Origin of the sequence: Arthrobacter phoenicis, from assembly GCF_047238215.1 — a bacterium.
Classification (GTDB): Bacteria; Actinomycetota; Actinomycetes; order Actinomycetales; family Micrococcaceae; genus Arthrobacter.
This window is the reverse complement of sequence record NZ_JBDFMK010000001.1, coordinates 2,079,286-2,099,674: the sequence shown is the minus strand read 5'-3', so window position 1 is coordinate 2,099,674 and position 20,389 is coordinate 2,079,286. Positions and strand designations below refer to the sequence as shown.

Sequence of the window (20,389 nt, the reverse complement as noted above, 5' to 3'; positions counted from 1 at the left end):
CTCTGCCCAGGCACGTAGTCAACATCTTCGAATTATATGCGGGCGCACGGCCGGGAGGCCGCCGGGGCGGCGGCAGGACGGCGCCCCAGAGGATGCCCCGGACGCTTCCTCAGACGCGGAGCCAGCGGAAGCCGTGCGGTTCCAGGGTCAGGCCGTCCCGGAGCGGGACCCGTCCGCCGTTGATGAGGTCTTCAGCGGTGTCCGGCATCCCGCCGAGCGTCGTGGAGTCGAGGTGCTGGGCGGTGTCTCCGAAGTTGGCGAGCACCAGGATGGTGGACTCTCCCCCGTGGGAAGTTCCCGGGCGCTGGTAGCCCAGCACGTCCGCGTTGTGGGTGTGGAACGGGACCAGCCGGCCGCCCGCGAACTCCGGGGTCCGCCGTCGCACGTCAATCAGGTGGGTCAGTCCGGCGAAGATCTTCCCGGCGTCCGTCGCCGGGTCTGTGCGTTCCGCATAGCGCTCCGCCGGGTACTCCGGCCGGCCCACCCAGCGGCTGTCTTCGGCCTTGGCCGGGTCCTGGCGGTAGGCGTAGTCGTTCAGTTGCCCCACCTCATCGCCCAGGTACAGCAGCGGGACGCCGCCGGTGCTGAGGACGATCGAGTGGGCCAGCAGGATCCGCGCGACGGCGGACGGGTCGCCCGCCTCGAGCCCGGCGAGGGACGCCGTCGTGCCCGAAACGCGGCAGTCCCCGGTGCGGGGGTTGTCCTGGAAGGGCACGCCGCGGGCGAAGCTGTCCGGAAACCGGTTGACGAAGAAGGCGTTGAGGAAACTTCGGTGGAGCTGGCCGTTGATGCCGAATTCGGCGGCGTCCTCGTCGGAGAAGGTCCAGCCGATATCGTCGTGGCTGCGGACGTAGTTCACCCAGGCGGTGCCGTCCGGGATGTGGTGGCGGCGTTCCAGGGCTTGGGCCAGCAGGTTCACCTCGCGGGTGGCCAGCGTGTTCCAGATCAGGGCCATCTGCAGCGGGTTGTAGCTGAGCTGGCACTCCCCCGGGCTGATGTACTGCACCACCTCGTCCGGGTGCACGATCGCCTCGGACTTGAACAGCAGCGACGGCGCCGCGAGCCGGCAGACGGCGTTGAACGCCTGCAGCAGCAGGTGCGCCTCCGGCAGGCTCTCGCATGGGGTGCCCAGCTGCTTCCAAATGAACGCCACCGCGTCCATCCGGACGATGTCCACGCCCTGGTTGGCCAGGTACAGCATTTCCCCGGCCATGGCGCGGAACACGCGCGGGTTGCGGTAGTTCAGGTCCCATTGGAAGGAGTGGAAGGTGGCCCAGATCCAGCGCCCGTCCTCCAGCTGGATGAAGGAGCCGGGGTGGTCATCCGGGAAGATCTCCCGGACGGTCTCCTCGTACGCGTCCGGCATGGTCCGGTCCGGGAAGATCAGGTAGAAGTCCTCGAAGCCGGGCTCCCCCGCCATGGCCTTGCGCGCCCACTCGTGTTCGTTGGAAGTGTGGTTGAAGATGAAGTCCACCACCAGGGCGATGCCGTTTTCCCTGAGTTCGCGGGCGACGGCGGCGAGCTCGGCCATGGTGCCGAGCGCCGGGTTCACGTCGCGGTAGCTGGAGACGGCGTAGCCGCCGTCGGAGTTCTCCTCCGGGGCACGGAACAGCGGCATCAGGTGCAGGTACGTCAGGCCCAGCTCCCGGAAGTACGGGATGCGGGCGCGCAGCCCGGAGAGGTCGCCCGCGTAGAGGTCCACGTAGCAGACGCCGCCCAGCATCCCGTTGGACTGGAACCAATCCGGGTTCGCGGCGCGGTCCGCGTCCAGCGCCTTCAGGTCAGCCGGCCGCTCCTGCCAGGACGCCGCCGCGTCGAGGACCAGCTGCCGCAACTCGGCGTCGCCGTCCGGGCCGTAGATCCGCCCGAACAGGGACTCCAGCCGCGGGAACTCGGCGTCGAACCGCTCCCGGAAGTCGTTCCAGTCCCGGTCCGTGGTGCCGGGCCGGCGGGCGGACGCCAGGGCGGAGGCGACGTCGGCGCGGGTGCTGTCCCCGGGCACGGTTCCGGGGGAAGTGGTGGGCGGCACGGTGCTCCTTCGCTGCGGTGGCGGCCGACGGCGTGTGCGGCCCTGGAGATAAGGCTGTGGCCTGAGCGCGGCGTTGTCCATCCCGGACCGCGGTCCGGGCGTCAGAATCTGTGGCGATGGTCACGATAGCCGGGAGATCGTCAGCCTGATTACTACCTCCACCGCGCGCCGGTTCGACCCAGCCCCTCCGATGGCGTAGACATGAGGACCATGACCTCTACCCAGACACCGTCTCCGCTGGAAACCCCGGCCGCGGCTTCCGCCCACGCAGCGCTCTTTTCCGAACCCGAGGTCGTCACCGCCGTCGTCGTTCCCGGCCTGGATCCGTCCAAGGTCGCCGCGCAGTTCTCCGACCCGCTGTAGCCTGCGCCTGGCGGGCTTCCTAGGTTGAAGCCGGCCAGTCCGAACCCACCGCGAGCCATGCCCGATCGATTGCCGCCAAGGCGTCGGCGTCCAGGGGTCCGCCGGCCGCAGCCGCGATGTTGTGACGCAGGTGCTCCAGCTTGGCCGTCCCCGCGATGGCGGTGTGCACGCCGGGCGCGTACACCGTAAACCGCAGGGCAAATTCGGCCCAGTCCAGGGCCCCGGGGTCCAGCTCGAGGGCCCGGAGCCGTTCCCAGTAGAGCTCGGCATAATTTCCCACCGGTCGCTCGGCGAACCGCCAGGGCGCGTTCGCGATCGGACGCTTGGCGATCACTCCCAGTTCGGGCCGCTTGCCCACGACGTTGCGCAGATTCCACTGATCGGCGATGTTGACGCTGGTTTCGATGGCACCGAACCGGCCCGACTCCGCCGCGAAGGCCAGAGCCTCGTTGTCCCCGCTGTAGCCGGCGACGCCGATTTTGCCGTCGGCCACGGCCTTATCCAGAGTGTCCTGCAGGTCACCGCGCCGCAGGACGTCAAGCGGGCAGGAGTGCAGGTAGAAGATGTCCAGGCGTTCGGACTGGGTCAGCCGCAGCGACCGTTCGATGCTCTCCAGCACGCTGCCGGGCGACCAATCGCGTTGGCCGTTGATCTTCGGACCGCCCTTGGTGGAGAGCACGAATTCGTCCCGCCGGTGGCCGAGGTGCCGGCCGATGCGCTCCTCGCTCAGCCCGTAACTGGCCGCCGTGTCGATCAGCGTTACACCGAGGTCCAATGCCCCATTGAGCACGTCGGCGGCGTCGCGCTCGGTGACGTCGGATTCCCCGATCTGGCCTGCACCGAGCCCCACGATGGAAACGTTCAATCCGGTATCGCCGAACGGCCTTGTCTCCAGCATTGTCGCTCCCTTGTCTCCAGCCACGCCCACCCTCGCGGGGTGGGCCTGTCATCAATTCCTAGCGGAAGCGTTGACGCTCCCCGCCCTCAGGCTATCCGCCGTGCGCCGCAGGCCGGGCACGGCGGACAGCCTGTGGGACGCCCGTCCTAGTTGGTGGTGAGGACCACGCGGAAGCGGGCCTTACCGGACATCATGTGGTCGAAGCCTTCGGCCGCCTTGTCCAGCGGGTAGGTCTCGATCATCGGGCGGACGCCGGTGAGGGCGGAGAAGCGGAGGGTGTCCTCGGAGTCCTTCGCGGTGCCGGAGGCATGGCCGTTGACGGAACTGCTGCCCATCACCAGGCTGGCCGCACTGACCTCGAGGGATTCGTGCGGGACACCCAGGACCACCAGGCGGCCGCGGGGCGCCAGGCCGCCGACGGTGCCGGACATCGCCGCGGCGTCCGTGACGGTGGCGAGGACCACCTTGGCGCCGCCGAGCTTCTTCAGTTCCTCGGCGACGTCGGACGAGGTGCTGTCGATGTAGTGGTGGGCGCCCAGGTCCTTGGCGAACGATTCCTTCTCCGAGCCGCGGGCGATCGCGACGACCTCGAAGCCCATCTTGGCGGCGAACTGCACGCCCAGGTGGCCCAGGCCGCCCAGGCCGAGAACGGCGACGACGTTGCCCGCGCGGGCACCGCTGTGCCGCAGGCCGTTGAAGGTGGTGACGCCGGCGCACATCAGCGGCGCGGCCTCCTCGAAGCTCAGCCCCTCGGGGATGGCGGCGAGGGCGTCGGCCGGGGCCACGAGGTATTCGGCGTAGCCGCCGTCGGCGCTCAGGCCGGTGGTCTTGCCGACGGAGCAGGTGATGAAGTCGCCCCGGCGGCAGGAGTCGCACTCGAAGCAGGCGCCGCCAAACCAACCGATGCCCACCCGCTGGCCTGCCTCCCAACGGGTGACGCCGTCGCCCACAGACTCGACCGTGCCGGCGACCTCGTGGCCGGGGATGCGGGGGTAGGAGGAGGCGAAACCGGCCGCGGCCATGGCGTCGGAGTGGCAGATGCCGCTGGCGTGGACCTTGACCAGGACGTGGCCCCGGGGAACCTCAGGAATGTCACGGTCGACGGTTTCGAAGGAGGAGCCGGGGGCTGCAAACTGGATGGCTTTCATGGGGGTGCCTTTCCATAGCTTTCGGTGGCGGCCCGGGTGGGGAGAGCCGGGCCGTTCAGTCATGCGGGGGCACACGGCAACGGTGCCGGCCGGCCGTCATGGCCAACCGGCACCGCGGAGTCCGCGCGCCCGACCGTCAGTTTACGACCGGAGGCTGGGCGTGGGCAGAGTGGAATGTTTCCTAGTGCACGAGTGCCGGCTGGGGAGCCTTGACCGGCTCCGCCGGGTGCCCGGCGCCGGGGGTCGCGACGGCGCCCACCGGGGTTTCGGTGCCGTGCCCGGCATGGGCCGTCACGCTGCCGCCCGCCGGAGCGTCGGTGCCGTGCCCGGCGTGGGCCGCAACGGCGTCGGCCTCGGTGGGAACGAACCCGGCCTTGAGCTCGCGGTGCAGGGTCACGGTGTCCAGCGACTTCTGCCACTTGGCGACGGCGATGCAGGAAACGATGTTGCAGACCGTGCTGGTCAGGGCGCGGGCCTCGCTCATGAATCGGTCGATGCCGACGATCAGGGCCACGCCGGCCACCGGGAGGGTGGGCATGACGGTCAGCGTCGCCACCAGGGCCACGAAGCCGCTGCCGGTCACGCCGGCGGCGCCCTTGGAGGTCAGGAGCATCATGCCGAGCATCACCAGAATCTGGCCCCAGCTGAGGTGGATGTCGCACGCCTGGGCTATGAACATGGAGGCGAGGGTCAGGTAGATGGCCGTGCCGGAGAGGTTGAAGCTGTAGCCGGTGGGGACCACCAGGCCCACGACGCTGCGGTCGCAGCCGATTCGTTCCAGCTTCGAGAGCAGCCGCGGCAGCACCGGTTCGGAGGAGGAGGTGGCCAGCACGATGAAGAACTCGTCCTTGAAGTAGCGCAGGGTCTGCCAGAGGCTGAAACCGGTGATCCGGGCGAGGAGGCCCAGACCGACGACGACGAAGACGATGCAGGCGGCGTAGAAGGCCACGATCAGCATGCCCAGGTTGCCGATGGAGTGCGCGCCGTACTTGCCGACTGTGAAGGCCATGGCGCCGAAGGCACCCAGCGGGGCGACCTTCATGATGTAGCCGAAGACCACGAAGAGCATCTTGTTGAAGCTGTTCACCACGTTCAGGGCCACCTGACCGGGGGCGCCGAGCCGGCTGAAGGCGAAGCCGCAGAGCATCGCGATGACCAGGACGGGCAGCACCTCACCGTCGGCGAAGGCGCCCACGAAGGTGGTGGGAATGATGTTCAGGAAGAAGTCCACGGGGCTGCTGCTGGGCAGCTGGCTGGTGTACTTCGCCGCCACCGAGGAGTCCAGGTGCGCCGGGTCGATGTGCATGCCGGTGCCGGGCTGGATGATCATCACCGCGGCCAGGCCCAGGGCCAGCGCCACAGCGGTCAGCGCGTAGAACAGGCCGAGGGAGCGGAGCAGGGTGGGCCGGACCTTCTTGGTGTCCGTCAGGGAGGTGATGCCGCCGACGATCGTGCAGAAGACGATCGGGGCGATCATGAACTTCACCAGCTTGACGAAGCCGTCGCCGATCGGTTTCAGCCCGGCGCCGAGGTCCGGCCAGAGGGAGCCCACCAGGACGCCGAGGGCGACGCCGATGAGGACCTGGACGTAGAGATGCCCGAGGATGGATTTGATCTTCATTGAACAACTTCCTTGCTGAATGCGGCCCTCTCATGATGACAGGGCAACAGGTACGGGTGCTAGGCGGAGATGCCAGATGACCTGGCGACGTCAATATCGGCCGTAGCGAGGTGCCGGGCCGCGCGGTGCAGCGCGACTTCGGTGATGGAGCCGTCGTCCCCGGCGACGACTTCCGTGGTGACCACGCCGGCGGGGGTGCCGATGCGCAGCAGGCGGGAGGTGCCCGGGGCGAGCTCCGGGGTGTGGCGGAGGAGCCCGGCCGGAACGGATCCGGGCAGGGCGGCGGCCAGGGAGACGGCCACCGCGGAGGTGAGGCCGATGGCCGGGTGCGGGGCGAGCATGGAGAGCATGCGGACCCGCAGGTCGTGGGAGTCCGCGGGGACCAGGGTCCCGTCCGCGGCGGTGTAGTCGCCGGGTCCGGCGACGACGCCGACCTTGGGGACCGCGTTCTGCGGCGGGTCCTCGGGCTTCCGGAGACCCATCATCAGGCCCGCGGCGGCCCGGGCCGCCACCAGGGTGCCGAGCTGCCCGGAGAGGTTGCCGGTCATGTCGGAGAGGTCGACGCCCGCCTCGTCGGCCGGGATCAGGACGGCCGGGGCACCGGCGTCCACCAGCGTGGCCGCCACGGAGCGTGGGCCGAGGTCGATGCTGTCCGCCGGGGCGTCCGTGGGCAGGACAGCGCCGGTGCTGCGGCCCCAGGGGCCGTGGAAGGACAAGCTGACGGGGACGCCGACGGCGGAGCTGCCGGGAACCCGGGCCAGTCCGGACTTCGGGATGGTACCGCCGGGGGTGGGGACGGTGCCGCTGAGCACTGCGCCGGTGTTGAGGTTGCGCATCCGGACCCGGGTGAGTCCGTCGGCGGCGGGGACTATGCCCGTCTGCACGGCGAACAGGGCAATGGCGGTGGCGCAGTTGCCGCAGTTGGAGCCGAGCTCCACGGTGCGGTCCCCGATCCCCACCTGGGCGAACAGGTAGTCGAGGTCCGCGTCCTCCCCCGGGGTGGCCCAGATGACGGCCGCCTTGGAGGTGGTGGAGGTGCCGCCGCCGACGCCGTCGAGCTGCCGGGCGTCCGTCGCGCCGAACGCGTCGGCGAGCAGTTCGCGGATTTCTTCCCGGTTGGTTGCGAACGGGGCGACGTCTTTCGCGTCAAACAACCAGCATTTGCTGGTCCCGCCCCGATACCAGTGGCCTCGCAGTCCCACGGTGTTCTCCTTCATGTGGTGCAGATGGTTCATCGCGCATCCCTGCGCTTCCCCATCTACGATCCGGCAGTCGAGACTTCAGCACAATCACGATAAATTCGACGCCTGTTCACTTTTGCTAAAGTCAGGGGATGGCAAAGCTTGATCTTCACCGGCTCCACCTGCTCCGCGAGGTGCACCGTTCCGGGTCCCTGACCTCCGCGGCGGCGGCCTTGTCCTTCACCACCTCGGCGGTGTCCCAGCAGATCGCGAAGCTCGAACACGAGGTGGGCGTTTCACTGGTGGACCGGCAACCGCGTGGCGTGGTTTTGACCGAGGCCGGGCTGGCGCTGGTGGGCTACGCGGACGACATCGACCGGACCATTGAGGCGGCCCGGGCGGAGATGGACGAGTTCGCCGGGCTCCGCCGGGGGCAGCTGCGGATGGGCACCTTCCCCACGGTGGGCGCCTCGCTGATGCCGGACGTGGTGCTGGCGTTCCGGGCGCGGCATCCGGACGTGGCAGTGACGGTGATCAGCGCCCGGCGCGAGGGGCTGCTGGAGTCGCTGCGCCGCCGCGACGTCGAACTGACCCTGCTCTGGGACTACCCCTGGCAGGAGATCGCGGACGAGGACCTCTCCCTGGTCCGGCTGATGAACGACCCCACCATGCTGCTGGTGCAGCGCGACCACCCGCTGGCCGGGAAGAAGTCCGTGCGGATCGAGACGCTGCGGGACCAGGAGTGGATCGTCCGGGACGAGCACCCCGTAGCGGACGTGCTCCGCCGGGTCTGCCGCGAGGCGGGATTCGAGCCGCGGATCGCCTTCGACGCCAACGATTACCAGGAAACCCAGGGCATGGTGGCCGCCGGTATCGGGATCGCCCTGGCACCGCAGCTCGCGCTCAGCGCGCTGCGGCCCGACGTCGTCGCCGTCCCCCTCGCCGGCGCTCCGAAACGCCGGATCCTCCTGGCCCAGCTGGCCAACCGCAGGCTGAGCCCGGCGGCGCAGCAGGCCGCCGCGGTTTTCCGGTCGACGGCGAAGCGCCGGGCCGCGGGGCGTATAACGGAGACACCGGCAACCGAGGAGCAGCAATGACCGCACCGCTTTCCGTCATCGTCTTTGACGTCAACGAGACCTTGTCCGACATGTCGCCGATGGGCGGCCGCTTCGCCGCGGTGGGAGCGCCGCCGGAGCTGTCCCCGGCCTGGTTCGCCTCCCTGCTGCGGGACGGCTTCGCGCTGGCCGCGGCCGGCGATAACCAGGGCTTCGCCGAGATCGGCGCGGCCGTCCTGCGGGAGCTGTTCGCCGGGGTGGAACTGAACCGTCCGCTTGAGGACGCGGTGCAGCACGTGATGGACGGCTTCGGCAGCCTGGGTGTCCACCCGGATGTCGCGGGCGGGATCCGGTCCCTGGCCGACGCCGGATTCCGGCTGGTCACGCTGAGCAACGGTTCGGCACGGATCGCCGGGAAACTGTTGGACGACGCCGGGATCCGGGACGCGTTCGAGGCGCTGCTCTCGGTGGAGGATGCGCCCGCCTGGAAACCCGCCCGATCCTCCTACGAGTACGCGGCGGCGGCAACCGGGGCGGCCCCGGGCGAGATGATGCTGGTGGCCGTCCACCCCTGGGATATTAACGGCGCGGCCCGGGCCGGGCTCAGGACCGCATGGCTGAACCGGTCCGGCCACGGGTACCCCGCCCATTTCGCGGCACCGGACGTCACGGTGGCGGCCTTGACGGATCTTCCGGCGGCTCTGGCGTCCTCCGGGGGCATACTGTGAGGATGAAATTCACCACCACCATCCAGGGCAGCGCCACCAAGACCGGCATCGTCGTGCCGCAGGAGGTGGTCGACGCCCTGGGCGCCGGCCGGAAACCGCCCGTGGTGGTGACAATTAACGGTGCCAGCTATCGCAGCAGCATCGCCGTGATGGGCGGGCAGAACATGATCGGCGTCAGCGCCGCCAACCGGGCTCTCACCGGGGTGTCCGGCGGCGACACCGTGGAGGTCGACGTCGAGGTGGACACCCAGCCGCGCGTCGTCGAGGTCCCGGAGGACCTGGCCGCCGCGCTGGAGGCGGACTCGGAGGCGAAGGCGTTTTACGCGACGCTGAACTACAGCAGCCAGCGCCGGTACGTGGAGCCGCTGGCGGACGCGAAGACCGCGGAGACCCGGGCCCGCCGCGTGGCCAAGGTGGTGGCCGACCTCCGGGCCGGGAAGAAGTAGCTTCCCCGTCAGTAGCGGTTTCCGGCGTCGTTCCCGGCTCCTCCCCGGACCTCCAGTCCGTAGCGCCGCTGCCCCAGCACGGCCTTGAAGACCGCATCCTCCGAGGCGGCGGAGAAGGGGCCGAAGCGCCTTTTGCCAGCGCCGACGGCCGGCCGGTCGAGTTGATCAGCCTGTTCGGCCAACAGGGCGAGCGGATGCACGTCCGCGCCCGGCCGAAGACCGGTTCAACCGGGCTCGGGCGCGACTAGCCCGGCAGAGGGTTCCTTGCAGTTTCCTGCGCGGCTTAGCTGTTCAGCACCACGTTAATGGGCGGTTCGCCGGCCAGCATCAGGTCGATCTGGCGCTGCAGCAGCTTGCCCATCCGGGGGCGCATCGCGGCGGAGGCGCCGCCCACATGCGGGGTGATGATGACACCGGGGATTTCCCAGAGAGGGTGGTCGGCGGGTAGGGGCTCAGGGTCGGTGACGTCGACGGCGGCGCGTATCCGGCCGGCGGAGGTGTGCTTGACCAGCGCGTCGGTGTCAGCCACCGGGCCGCGGGCGATGTTGACCAGCAGGGCGCCGTCGGGCATGGCGGAGAGGAACGCGTCGTCGATCAGGTGCCGGGTTGAGTCGCTGAGCGGGACGCCGACAATGACGATGTCGTGCTTCGGCAGCAGGTCGTGGAGTTCGTCGATGCCGTGGATATGCCCGCGGCCATCGGTCCGGGCGCGGCTGGCCACCCGGGTCACCGTGGTCTCGAACGGCAGGAGCCGGTCCTCGATGGCCTTGCCCACGCCGCCGTAGCCGACGATCAGCACGCGCTGGTCCGCCAGGCTGGCCGTGGGCCGGCCCTCCCAGCGGCGTTCCCGCTGGTTCTGCAGGAGGCGGGGGAACTCGCGCTGGCTGGCCAGGATCAGTGCCAGGGTCAGTTCCGCAGTGGAGGTCTCGTGCACGCTGGCGGCGTTGGCGAAGACGTGGCCGTTCGGCAGGAACTCCGCCACGCCGTCGTACCCGATCGACTGGCTCTGCACCAGCCCCGTCTCGACGCCCTCCAGGCCGCGCAGCACGGCCGGGCCGCCCATGTACGGCGGCACCACGATGTCGAGCCGCGGCATGGGCGGTTCGCCGGAGAGGTCCCACTCCAGGACCGTGACGTCCGGGTCAGGGGTGAGGTAGTCGCGCAGGGTGGCATCCGGCAGGGAGACAGTGATTTTCCTAGGCATGGCAGCCAGCCTAACCGTACGGTCCGACCACGGCGCGCAGCGTCCGCCAGGCGGGAAGCTGGGAGTTGGCCCACACCCACTGGGCCGCGCCGCGTGGGGCGTGGACTTCACCGCAGCCCGGGCCTAGATTCGAGGCATCCCCCGGCCTGCCGCCCAGGCCTGCACGTGAAAGGCCACGCACCATGAACTCCCCCGCACCCGGCAAGCCCGAACCGGAAAGCTCACGGGTGGGTAGCGGGGGTGCCGGAATGGCGCCATCCGGTGGGCCGCGGGTCAGCCCGCGCGTCCGGGCGCGGCGCCGGATTTTGGCGGTGTGGTCCACCACGGCCCTGGTCCTGGCCGGGGCCATCACCGTGGGAACGGTGCGCACCGGACCGGAGCCTAAGACCGACTTCTGGGCCACGCTGAAGAGCCAGCTGCAGCCCCTGCCCGCCCGGGACGTCAAGGTGAATACGCCGCCGCCCGCCGCCGTCGACCTCTCCGGCGAGATCAAGCGGATCCTGGCCGAGAATCCCGACTACCGGATCGGCGTCGTCGTGCAGGACACCCGGGGCGGCGAGCCGCAGCGCTTCGGCGACACGGCCGATTACACCGCCGCCAGCACCGCCAAAATCCTGACGGCGGTGGCGTATTACGCCCTGGTGGAGCGGGGTGAACGCTCGCTGGACACCCCGCTGGGCAGCTACGACGCCGGTTTCCAGATCCAGGCGATGGTCAACACCAGCAGCGACGATTCCTGGCTGCTGCTGATGAACGACATCGGGTACCCGGAGCTGATCAAGTACGCGGCGTCGATCGGCATCAGCTACGACCCGGAAAAGAACCTGCTGACCCCCGTCGAGATGGCGTCACTGCTCAAGCAGCTCTACGCCGGGCAGTTGCTCAGCCCCGAGCACACCGAGGAACTGCTGGGCTTCATGCAGCACACCAACGACGAGGAACTCATCCCCGCAGCGGTCCCGGAGGGGGTGACGGTGAGCCACAAGTACGGTCTGCTCGAGGGGTTCGTGCACGACGCCGCCGTGCTCAGCTCCGGGAACGCCGCCTACGCCGTGGCGATCTACACCTGGGGCGGATCCGACGCCGACAGCCCGGAGCGGATCGAAGTCTTCCACGAACTGACGACGGCGGTCACCGGGGCGCTGTTCCGTCGATAGGGCGAGCTAGCTGTACTGTCCCGGCAGGTTGGTGACACGGGATTGATGTGAAGCAATAAGAGGACCTCCGGGTGTTGTGTGGTGCTTGTCGAGAGCGAACACAAACCAGGAGGTCCTCGTGTCCCACCGTAACGCGTTTCTGGCCCATGCGGGGCGTCTGCAGCTGGCCCGGTGCATCGTGGTTGATGGGTGGCCGTTGCGGCGGGCCGCGGAGCGGTTCAATGTCTCTGTCCCGACGGCGGCGCGCTGGTCCCGACGGTACCGGGAGCTGGGCGAAGAGGGCCTGGAGGACCGCAGGAGCCGGCCGCTGACCTGCCCGCACCGGACCCCGGTCCGCACCGAGCGGCGTGTGCTCGGGTTGCGGGTGAGCCGGCGGTGGGGTCCGGCCCGGATCGCGTACTGCCTGCATCTGAACGTCTCCACGGTCCACCGCATCCTGACCCGGTACCTGTGCCCGCCGCTGCGGTTCACTGACCCTGCCACGGGGATCCGGGTCCGCGGCCGTGAGCGTGCCCGCCGGTATGAATACCCCCGGCCCGGGGAGATGATCCACGTGGATATTAAGAAACTGGGCCGTATCCCCAACGGCGGCGGGCACCGCGTCCACGGGCGGGTTCAGGGCGAGGCGAACTCCCGGGCCAGGAACCTCGCCGATGGCCGGCGCAAGGACCGGGGCCAGGTCCGGGGTTACACCTTCCTGCACCACGCCCTGGATGACCACTCCCGGTTTGTGTACTCCGAGATCCTGCCCGATGAAACCAAGGAAACCGCCTCGGCATTCATGCGCAACGCCATCGCCGCGTTCGCCGACCGCGGCGTCAAGATCCAGCGGGTACTCACGGACAACGGTTCCTGCTACCGATCCCGGGCGTTTGCCGCTGTCCTGGCAGAAACAGGCATCAGCCACAAACGCACCCGCCCCTACAGGCCGCAAACCAACGGCAAGGTCGAACGCTTCAACCGCATCCTCCAAGAGGAATGGGCCTACGCGAAGACCTACACCTCAGAAACCGAACGGCAAGCCTGCTACCCGGACTTCCTCGAGTACTACAATCACCGCAGGCCCCACACCGCACTCAAGGGCGCCTCGCCCAACACCCGCGTCACTAACCAACCGGGTTAGTACAGCTAGCTGGCCCCGGCGTCGCTAAGCTGCGGGCGCCCGGTTCAGGGGCGCCCGCACCGAGGGATCAGCGGCCGAAGAGCTTGGCGAAGAATCCGGTCTTGGGCTCGTTCTCGTGGCCCTTGCAGCGGCCCGCGGCCTTGACGCCGCGCATCACCTGGTCAACGTGCTGGCCACAGCCGGCCCAGGTGGTCTTTCCGCATTTCTTGCAGGTCACTGCACGGCACATTCGCTACTCCCTTGTTGTAGGTCTTCGTAGCTTCAGTATACCCCCAGGGGTATTTTCCGCAAGACACAGGAACAGCCGGCCGCCACCGGTCGTTGATCCCCTTCAGCGGGCGCTTCCCTTCAGCGGCGCAGCTGCCCGCAGAGACGTCAGACCGTACAGATCAGAGCACGACAGTACCGAGAGGACCGCTCCATGGCTTACATCAAGGTTGGCACCGAGAACACCACCGACGTCGAGCTTTACTACGAGGATCACGGCAGCGGCCAGCCCGTAGTCCTGATCCACGGCTACCCGTTGGACGGCTCATCCTGGGAGAAGCAGACTACTGCGCTGCTCTCCGCAGGCTACCGTGTGATTACCTACGACCGCCGCGGCTTCGGCAAGTCCAGCAAGCCCACCCACGGCTATGACTACGACACGTTCGCCGCCGACCTGGACACCCTGATGAACGGGCTGGACTTGAACGACGCCGTCCTGGTCGGCTTCTCGATGGGCACCGGCGAGGTTGGCCGGTACCTGGGCCGGTACGGCTCGTCCCGGGTGGCGAAGGCCGTCTTCCTCGGCTCGCTGGAGCCCTACCTGCTCCAGGCGGACGACAACCCCGACGGCGTGCCGCAGTCCGTGTTCGACGGCCTGCTTGAGGCGGTCACCGCGGACCGGTACGCGTTCTTCACCGAGTTCTTCAAGAATTTCTACAACAGCGACTCCTTCCTGGGCACCCCGCGGCTCAGCGAGGAGGTCATGCGTGCCGGGTGGAACCTGGCCAGCACGGCCGGCCCCACCGCGTCGGTCGCCGCCCAGCCCACCTGGCTGACCGACTTCCGCGCCGACGTCGCCAAAATCGATGTCCCTTCCCTGATTGTGCACGGCACCGCCGACAACATTCTGCCGATCGATGCCACCGGGCGGCGCTTCGCCAAGGCCCTGCCGAGCGCGGAGTACATCGAGATCGAAGGCGCGCCGCACGGCATGCTCTGGACCCACGCCGCCGAGGTCAACGAGGCACTGCTGGGCTTCCTGGCGAAGTAGCCTCCGGCTCTCCGCGCCGGTTCCTGGGGTCAGAACAGGGTGCCGGCCACCGCACCGGTGATCTGGTGGATGATGTCGGTCCTTTCGGGGACGCTGTCCAGGTCGTCGCCCTTCGTGTAGACCACCAGGGCGTAGGCGCGGCCGTCCTTGGCGAGGATGCCGGCGTCGTGCAGTTCGCCGCCGAGCAGGCCGTACTTGTGAAACACCGTGATGCCGGCGGGGACGGCGGCCGGGATCAGGGTCTCGTCGTTGGTGTCCTGCATGGTTGACAGCAGCTGGGAGGTGTCCGCGGGGTCCAGCAGCTTGCCGGAGTAGAGGTCGGTCAGGATGCGGGCCGTGTCCGCCGGCGCCAGGGTGTTGCTCTCCGGGGTGTACTGGATGCCCAGCGCGGACGCGTAGTCGGAGAGGTTGCTGTGGCCGATCGCGTCCATGATCAGGGACCAGGAGTCGTTGTCGCTCTGCTGGATCATCGCCTGGAGCTGGAAGCCAGCGGAGTAGGCGCCGAGGGTTCCGGTCAGGGTCGCCTCACCGGTTTCCACCAGGTGGTAGTAGGCGGCCGCGGCCAGGACTTTCGCGGTGCTGGCGGCTTCGAACTGCTCTTCCACGCCGTATTGGTGCACCTCGTCGCCGGCCGTGATGTCCTGCAGCGCGACGCCGATCTGGTACTCGGGGTTGGCGTCGATGATGGCATTGATCTTCGCGTCGAGGCCGGCGTCGATCGTGCCCGCAGGGTTGGCAGTGGAAACAGCGGGAGCGGCGGCAGCGGAAGCGGCCGCCGGGGCGGCGACGGCGGAGGCGGGCGCCGGCGTTGCCGGGGAAGCGGGGGCCGGCGCGTTCACCGTCGGAGCGGCCGCAGCCACGGGCGACGACGGCGCCACGCGGGAGTTCGCGAGGGCATGGATGCCGGTGGTCAGCAGCGCGCCCAGCAGGAGGGTCGAGCCCGCGAGGACGACAGCCCGTCGGCGCCGGAAAGTCCGGGAGGGCGTCGGCCCGGGTCTGCGGGCCGATGTGGTGGTGCGGCCCTGCCGGGACGTGCTCTCTTCCATGGGGACAAGCTAGCCCTCGAAGCTATGCCGGAGCTATGAAACAGCTGGGGTATGGCTGCCCGGTGCACCGGGTCGCGGCCCCGACCCACATGCAGCCTGGTGGCTAGACCTCGTCGTCCCAGGTGCCTTCGGCCGCGGCGTCCTCGGGTTTGTCTTCGTGGCCTGGCTCACCGGGGCCGACGTAGGCTGCCGGGACGGTGCCCGCGGCCTGGGTCATCTGCTCCTCGCGGATGTTCCCTGCGGCCTCCGCTTCCGGCTGCGGCTGTTCGTTCGGGGCGGCGTCCGGGTCGCCGGGGCCGCGCAGGCCGGCGGGTTCGGTTCCGGGCTGGTTCGGGTCGCTCATGGTGTGCCTTTCGTCCGCGGCTGGCGTTTACCCCACCCTAGCCCCGTCGTCCCCGGGGCGGGCGGCTACCGGGGCATCCCGGCGTCGAACAGTTCCTCCAGCCCGCGCTTGAATTCCGCCCGGCCGCCGTGGGCCGGGTGTCGGATTTTCGGGGCGTGGACGCCGCTGCGGAGCAGGCTCCGGTGGGCGATGTTGCCGACTGCCACCACGGTGGTGATGCCGAAGAGCGCCATCAGTTCCTCCCGGAAGGGGATGCCCGCCGCCGCTTCCGCCGCCGTCGGGGTGCGGTTGGACTGCGGTTGGCCCGGCCGGTGGGTGTGCCAGGGGCAGGCGCTCCAGAGCAGGGGCAGGAAGTCGAGTTCGGCGAGGACCTCCCACATCACGGTGGCGGTCGGCTCGGCGGCAACCCCGGCAGCCTCCGGCGGGAGTTCGTAGCCCTGGTCCTTGCCGAACAGGCCGAAGTGGTTGGGCGCTCCGCTGAACATGACCCGGTTGGTGAACGGCACGCCGGTGAGCCGCATGCCGCGGAAACCCGGCGCCTCACCCAGCAGCAACACCGGTGGCCGCCGGTCGAGCAGCGCCTGCAGGTACAGCTCCAGGTTCCGACGCCGGACGGCGTTCGCGGGAACGGTGTCGGCGAAGAAGTTGTTGCAGGCCGGCCGCATTTCCGCGGCAGCCAGCCGCCCCACGAACCGGCTGATTGCCGCCGTCGTCATGGGCACCCGCCCAAAGCGTGCGCGGGAGCTGGGCCTAACATGGGGTCATGACGGACACGACCATCTTCACGGTGGGCCACTCCACTCATCCCATCGACGACTTCATCGACATCCTCACAGCCCACGGCATCAAGAAACTCATCGACGTCCGGACTGTCCCGAAGTCGCGGCACAATCCCCAGTTCAACGCGGACGAGCTCGCTGCCAGCGTCCGCGGCCGCGGAATCACGTACCGGCGGATGTCGTCGCTCGGCGGCCTCCGGCATACAACCAAGGACAGTCCCAACGGGGCCTGGCGCAACGCCTCGTTCCGGGGCTACGCGGACTACATGCAGACGCCGGAGTTCGCCGCCGCCATAGACGAACTGCTGGAACGGGGACGGCACGGCGACGCGGCGATCATGTGCGCCGAGGCGGTCCCGTGGCGGTGCCACCGCTCCCTGATCGGCGACGCGCTTCTGGTCCGTGGCGCAGCGGTTCAGGACATCATGTCCGCGACGTCCGCCAAGCCCCATTCGCTTGCCTCCTTCGCCCGGGTCGAGGGCCGCCGGCTCTGGTATCCGCCCGAATAGCCGCTACCAGCGCGGGTGGATCGCCGCCCGGAAGTAGCGGTCGTAGATTTCGTGGACGCCGACGTCGAACGTGGCGTCAATGCCGCGGACAGACGCCGCCTCGGCGTTGGCCCGGGCTTGTTCGACGCTGCGGGCGCCCGGGATCACCGTGCTGACGCCGTCCTGCGCCGCGACCCAGGCGAGTGCCGCCTGGGCGGTGGTGACGCCGTCGGGCACCAGCTGCTCGAACTCCGCCACCGCCTTCAGCCCCTCCGCGAAATCCACGCCGGAGAACGTCTCCCCGACGTCGAACGCGGAGCCGGTCCGGTTGTAGTTGCGGTGATCATCCGCGGCGAAGGTGGTCTCCGGCGTGTACTTGCCCGAGAGCAGCCCGGATGCAAGCGGCACGCGGGTGATGATGCCGACGCCCGCCGCCTGGGCAGCCGGGAGCAACTCATCCAGAGGCTTGAGCCGGAACGCGTTCAGGATGATCTGTACAGTGGCAGTGCCCTCATGCCGGAGCGCCTCCATGGCCTCGTCCACCCGCTCCACGCTGACGCCGTAGTGACGGATGGCGCCCTCCGCCACGAGCGTGTCCAGCGCATCGTAAACCTCGGCGTTGCTGTAGACGGCCGTGGGCGGGCAGTGCAGCTGGACCAGATCCAGCCGGTCTACGCCGAGGTTGCGGCGGGAACGGTCCGTCCACGCCCGGAAATTCTCCAGGGTGTAATTTTCCGGCCGCTGCTCCACCCGTCGGCCCATCTTGGTGGCCACGGTGATGTCCAAGTCCGGATTCGCCGCGAGGAAGGCGCCGATGGCCTGCTCGCTCCGGCCGTCCCCGTAGACGTCCGCGGTGTCGAAGAACGTCACGCCGGCCTCCGCCGAGGCGCCGAGGATGGCCTGCGCTTCCGCCGTGTCAACGGTGCCCCAGTCCGCACCAAGCTGCCAGGTCCCCAGCCCGATCACGGAGACATTCCTACCGGTCTTGCCTAAGAGTCGCTGTTCCATGGTCCGACTATAGGCCCGGGTACCGACAGTGGAACACGTCGGGCACCGGCGGCGGGCTTGCTAGCCTGAGCCTGTGAAATACGAGTCGCTGTGGATCGGGATGCTCATCGGTGCGGCCATCGGCTATGCGGTCGGGGTGGCCACCGCGGACAAGCCCTTCACCGGGCTGCTCATCGGCGTCGCTGTCGGGGCCTTGGCGGGCCTGGCCGCGCGCCGCGACCCGCGCAAGCGCCGCTAGGAGCACCGCCATGACGTTCACGGTGAACTGCTCGATCCTCCTCACAGAACTGCCGCTGCTGGAACGCCCGGCCGCGGCGCGGGCCGCCGGCTTCGACGCCGTCGAGTTCTGGTGGCCGTTCGCCTCGTCCGTGCCCGGCGACGCCGAGGTGACCAGGTTTGAGCGCGCCATCAAAGACGCCGGGGTGCAGCTGACAGGTCTGAACTTCAACGCCGGGGACATGCCCGACGGGGACCGGGGCCTGGTGTCGTGGCCGGGCCGGGAGGCGGAATTCCGGGACAACGCCGACGTCGTCGCGGGCATCGGCGGGCGGCTCGGCTGCACGCTCTTCAACGCCTTGTACGGCAACCGCCAGGACGGCCTCGCGACCCACGTCCAGGACGACCTGGCCGTCGCTAACCTCGCCGCGGCGGCCGCGGCGGTGGGGCGGATCGGCGGGACCGTGCTGCTCGAACCGGTCAGCAACGCCCCGCACTATCCACTGCGCCACGCGGCGGACGCGCTGGACGTGATCGGCCGGGTGCAGCGGGAGACCGGGGCCGAAAACGTCCGGCTGCTGGCCGATTTCTACCACCTCGCTGTCAACGGCGACGACGTCGACGGCGTCATCGAGGCGCACGCGGCGGACTTCGGCCACATCCAGATCGCCGACGCTCCGGGCCGCGGCGCCCCGGGAACCGGTGACCTGCCGCTGGAACGGTGGATCGGTCGCAGCCGCGAACTCGGCTACGGCGGCCGGGTGGGACTTGAATACACCGCCGCCGGTGAGACCGCCTTCGACTGGGCGCGACGGCAACCGGACTGGCACGCTCACTAAGGCTGTTCGGCGCGGCGGAATAGGGTCCGGGCGGCCGGTGTTGTGCACCACAGATCAGGCCCAACCGACCAAAGGAGCTCCCATGAGCCAGGCCCCCGTCAAGCTTCAGCCCGGAACCCCGGCCCCCGAATTCACGCTGCCCGACGCCGAGGGAAAGCCCGTCTCGCTGGCCGATTACCGCGGCAAGAACGTCATTGTGTACTTCTACCCGCAGGCGGCGACCCCAGGCTGCACCACCGAGGCCTGCGACTTCCGCGACAACCTCGCCTCGCTGGAGGGCTCCGGGTACGAGGTCCTGGGCATCTCCCCCGACGCCCCGGACGCCCTGGCCCACTTCACCGGCGACTTCGCCCTGACCTTCCCGCTGCTCTCCGACGAGAACCATGCGGTGGCGCTGGCCTACGGCGCCTGGGGCGAGAAGCTGGTCCGCGGCGAGATCACCGAGGGAATCGTCCGCTCCACCGTGGTTCTGGACCCGGAGGGCAAGGTCACGCTGGCGCAATACCAAGTCAAGGCCGACGGCCACGTCGCAGCGCTGAAGGCGGAGCTGGGGGTTTAGCGGGGCGCGGGCGCGGTTCGGCCAGGCACCCACCCGCTACGGCCGGGTCCCGGAGACGATGGTCGCGGTCGAGCGCAGCCGGATGGCGCCCTCGTGTTCGTAACGGCCCAGCATCTGGAAGACGTCGGATCGGATCAGGGACTGCGCTTCCGGGTCGGCTTGGGCCAGGCCGAGGCACACCGTGGTGGCGATGTCTGTCATGAACTGCCAGTAGCTCTCCGGGGACTCGTGGATCAGGTCGGCGCTGACGGACCGCTCTCTGACATCCGCCAGCCCCGCTTCCCGGAACAGCGCCGGCAGGAAGCCCGGGGCGGAGCAGCGGAATACTCCGGGCATCCACACAGGCGGCGGCATCAGGCCGGCATGCTGGGCGAGGGACCCCAGGACCAGGGTTGCCCAGGGGTTTTGCGCCGCCCGGCCCCACGCCGCGGCGCTGATCCGGGCACCGGGCCGGGCCGTCCGCACCATCCGGGCCAGTGCCGCCCGCAGGTCCGGGAAGTACAGGAACCCGAAGCGGCAGAGGACGGCGTCGAACGAGCCATCCGGAAAAGGGAGCTCCACGGCGGCGCAGGCGGTGAAAGTGACATTTTCCAAGCGGGCAGACGCGGCCTTCTCCTCCGCCACGTGCAGCATTCCCGCGGAGATATCCGTCAGCGCTACGGTGCCTTGCGGAACCAGGGAGGCGGCAGTCAAGCCGGGTTCACCCGTACCGGCGGCCACGTCCAGCACCGCAAAGTCCTGGCCCAGACGGGCGTCCTCAAGGACGGCGTCGCCGAACGGGCCCTGCCAGCCGAGCACCTCCGCGTCCCACTTCTTCCAACCGGCGGCGAAGGAGTCCCAGATGACCCGCTGCTGATCCCGGAGACTCTCCGCGGAGACTGACATGGTGCTTCCCTCACA

24 protein-coding genes are annotated in these 20,389 nt (G+C 69.3%); 11 read left to right on the top strand and 13 right to left on the bottom strand.

All coding sequences use genetic code 11. The annotated features are described in order from the left end of the window. Window positions 1–109: 109 nt before the first annotated feature. Window positions 110–2,029: an alpha-amylase family glycosyl hydrolase gene (locus tag ABC337_RS09830; protein ID WP_412884123.1), complete on the bottom strand. Its 1,920-nt coding sequence runs from the start codon at window positions 2,027–2,029 to the stop codon at window positions 110–112. 210 nt (window positions 2,030–2,239) lie between these two features. Here ABC337_RS09830 and ABC337_RS09825 point away from each other — a divergent pair, with 210 nt between their 5' ends. After that, window positions 2,240–2,392 (top strand): hypothetical protein, encoded by a 153-nt coding sequence (locus tag ABC337_RS09825; protein ID WP_290256312.1) that lies wholly within the window; start codon window positions 2,240–2,242, stop codon window positions 2,390–2,392. 19 nt (window positions 2,393–2,411) lie between these two features. Here ABC337_RS09825 and ABC337_RS09820 read toward each other — a convergent pair whose 3' ends face one another. From ABC337_RS09820 to ABC337_RS09805, 4 genes are all read right to left on the bottom strand, one after another. Continuing rightward, window positions 2,412–3,290, bottom strand: coding sequence for an aldo/keto reductase (locus ABC337_RS09820; protein ID WP_412884124.1), 879 nt, complete (start codon window positions 3,288–3,290; stop codon window positions 2,412–2,414). A 146-nt stretch (window positions 3,291–3,436) separates the two neighbouring features. After that, a complete protein-coding gene (locus tag ABC337_RS09815) occupies window positions 3,437–4,438 on the bottom strand; it encodes an alcohol dehydrogenase (protein ID WP_412884125.1) in 1,002 nt (333 codons plus the stop codon). A gap of 181 nt (window positions 4,439–4,619) precedes the next feature. After that, window positions 4,620–6,059 carry a C4-dicarboxylate transporter DctA gene (dctA, locus tag ABC337_RS09810; RefSeq protein ID WP_412884126.1) on the bottom strand — a complete coding sequence of 480 codons (1,440 nt, stop codon included), beginning with the start codon at window positions 6,057–6,059 and terminating at the stop codon, window positions 4,620–4,622. A gap of 59 nt (window positions 6,060–6,118) precedes the next feature. Continuing rightward, on the bottom strand, window positions 6,119–7,276 hold the full coding sequence (locus ABC337_RS09805) for a PrpF domain-containing protein (RefSeq protein WP_412893305.1): 1,158 nt from the start codon (window positions 7,274–7,276) through the stop codon (window positions 6,119–6,121). A gap of 116 nt (window positions 7,277–7,392) precedes the next feature. On the opposite strand from ABC337_RS09805, the gene ABC337_RS09800 reads away from it, so the two are divergent. Genes ABC337_RS09800 through ABC337_RS09790 form a run of 3 tightly spaced genes read left to right on the top strand, consistent with a single transcriptional unit; the run spans window position 7,393 to window position 9,469 of the window. Continuing rightward, entirely contained in the window at window positions 7,393–8,337 is a 945-nt protein-coding gene (locus tag ABC337_RS09800; protein WP_412884128.1) for a LysR family transcriptional regulator, read from the top strand. Continuing rightward, a complete protein-coding gene (locus ABC337_RS09795; protein ID WP_412884129.1) occupies window positions 8,334–9,023 on the top strand; it encodes a haloacid dehalogenase type II in 690 nt (229 codons plus the stop codon). The genes ABC337_RS09800 and ABC337_RS09795 overlap by 4 nt, the downstream gene beginning before the upstream one ends. Before the next feature lie 2 nt (window positions 9,024–9,025). Next, entirely contained in the window at window positions 9,026–9,469 is a 444-nt protein-coding gene (locus ABC337_RS09790; protein WP_412884130.1) for a YdeI/OmpD-associated family protein, read from the top strand. Between the two features lie 8 nt (window positions 9,470–9,477). On the opposite strand, the gene ABC337_RS09785 is transcribed toward ABC337_RS09790, so the two are convergent. After that, complete coding sequence (locus ABC337_RS09785) at window positions 9,478–9,669, bottom strand: hypothetical protein (protein ID WP_412884131.1); 192 nt, start codon at window positions 9,667–9,669, stop codon at window positions 9,478–9,480. 83 nt (window positions 9,670–9,752) lie between these two features. Next, window positions 9,753–10,673 (bottom strand): 2-hydroxyacid dehydrogenase, encoded by a 921-nt coding sequence (locus ABC337_RS09780; protein WP_412884132.1) that lies wholly within the window; start codon window positions 10,671–10,673, stop codon window positions 9,753–9,755. A 182-nt stretch (window positions 10,674–10,855) separates the two neighbouring features. On the opposite strand from ABC337_RS09780, the gene ABC337_RS09775 reads away from it, so the two are divergent. After that, window positions 10,856–11,830 (top strand): serine hydrolase, encoded by a 975-nt coding sequence (locus ABC337_RS09775; protein WP_412884133.1) that lies wholly within the window; start codon window positions 10,856–10,858, stop codon window positions 11,828–11,830. Between the two features lie 118 nt (window positions 11,831–11,948). Next, window positions 11,949–12,953, top strand: coding sequence for an IS481 family transposase (locus ABC337_RS09770; RefSeq protein WP_412882958.1), 1,005 nt, complete (start codon window positions 11,949–11,951; stop codon window positions 12,951–12,953). A gap of 67 nt (window positions 12,954–13,020) precedes the next feature. On the opposite strand, the gene ABC337_RS09765 is transcribed toward ABC337_RS09770, so the two are convergent. Next, the gene (locus ABC337_RS09765; RefSeq protein WP_412884134.1) at window positions 13,021–13,182 is read right to left on the bottom strand and encodes a hypothetical protein; all 162 of its coding nucleotides are present in this window, start codon (window positions 13,180–13,182) and stop codon (window positions 13,021–13,023) included. Window positions 13,183–13,374: 192 nt separating this feature from the next. Between ABC337_RS09765 and ABC337_RS09760 the strand changes: the two genes are divergently transcribed. Further along, window positions 13,375–14,211 (top strand): alpha/beta fold hydrolase, encoded by an 837-nt coding sequence (locus ABC337_RS09760; protein WP_412884135.1) that lies wholly within the window; start codon window positions 13,375–13,377, stop codon window positions 14,209–14,211. A 29-nt stretch (window positions 14,212–14,240) separates the two neighbouring features. Here the strand turns inward: ABC337_RS09760 and ABC337_RS09755 are convergent, their stop codons facing one another. The 3 genes from ABC337_RS09755 to ABC337_RS09745 form a co-directional block, all read right to left on the bottom strand. Beyond that, window positions 14,241–15,257: a serine hydrolase gene (locus tag ABC337_RS09755; RefSeq protein ID WP_412884136.1), complete on the bottom strand. Its 1,017-nt coding sequence runs from the start codon at window positions 15,255–15,257 to the stop codon at window positions 14,241–14,243. Window positions 15,258–15,360: 103 nt separating this feature from the next. Continuing rightward, window positions 15,361–15,600 (bottom strand): hypothetical protein, encoded by a 240-nt coding sequence (locus ABC337_RS09750; protein WP_412884137.1) that lies wholly within the window; start codon window positions 15,598–15,600, stop codon window positions 15,361–15,363. A 65-nt stretch (window positions 15,601–15,665) separates the two neighbouring features. Continuing rightward, window positions 15,666–16,316, bottom strand: coding sequence for a uracil-DNA glycosylase (locus ABC337_RS09745; RefSeq protein WP_412884138.1), 651 nt, complete (start codon window positions 16,314–16,316; stop codon window positions 15,666–15,668). Window positions 16,317–16,363: 47 nt separating this feature from the next. Between ABC337_RS09745 and ABC337_RS09740 the strand changes: the two genes are divergently transcribed. Continuing rightward, the gene (locus ABC337_RS09740; protein WP_412884139.1) at window positions 16,364–16,888 is read left to right on the top strand and encodes a DUF488 domain-containing protein; all 525 of its coding nucleotides are present in this window, start codon (window positions 16,364–16,366) and stop codon (window positions 16,886–16,888) included. A 3-nt stretch (window positions 16,889–16,891) separates the two neighbouring features. Here ABC337_RS09740 and ABC337_RS09735 read toward each other — a convergent pair whose 3' ends face one another. Further along, entirely contained in the window at window positions 16,892–17,875 is a 984-nt protein-coding gene (locus tag ABC337_RS09735) for an aldo/keto reductase (protein WP_412884140.1), read from the bottom strand. 73 nt (window positions 17,876–17,948) lie between these two features. Here ABC337_RS09735 and ABC337_RS09730 point away from each other — a divergent pair, with 73 nt between their 5' ends. From ABC337_RS09730 to bcp, 3 genes are all read left to right on the top strand, one after another. Continuing rightward, on the top strand, window positions 17,949–18,113 hold the full coding sequence (locus ABC337_RS09730) for a hypothetical protein (protein WP_412884141.1): 165 nt from the start codon (window positions 17,949–17,951) through the stop codon (window positions 18,111–18,113). A gap of 10 nt (window positions 18,114–18,123) precedes the next feature. Next, the gene (locus ABC337_RS09725; RefSeq protein WP_412884142.1) at window positions 18,124–18,930 is read left to right on the top strand and encodes a hydroxypyruvate isomerase family protein; all 807 of its coding nucleotides are present in this window, start codon (window positions 18,124–18,126) and stop codon (window positions 18,928–18,930) included. A gap of 82 nt (window positions 18,931–19,012) precedes the next feature. Further along, window positions 19,013–19,489, top strand: coding sequence for a thioredoxin-dependent thiol peroxidase (gene bcp / locus ABC337_RS09720; RefSeq protein ID WP_412884143.1), 477 nt, complete (start codon window positions 19,013–19,015; stop codon window positions 19,487–19,489). 36 nt (window positions 19,490–19,525) lie between these two features. On the opposite strand, the gene ABC337_RS09715 is transcribed toward bcp, so the two are convergent. Next, a complete protein-coding gene (locus ABC337_RS09715) occupies window positions 19,526–20,374 on the bottom strand; it encodes a methyltransferase domain-containing protein (protein ID WP_412884144.1) in 849 nt (282 codons plus the stop codon). Between the last annotated feature and the right edge of the window lie 15 nt (window positions 20,375–20,389).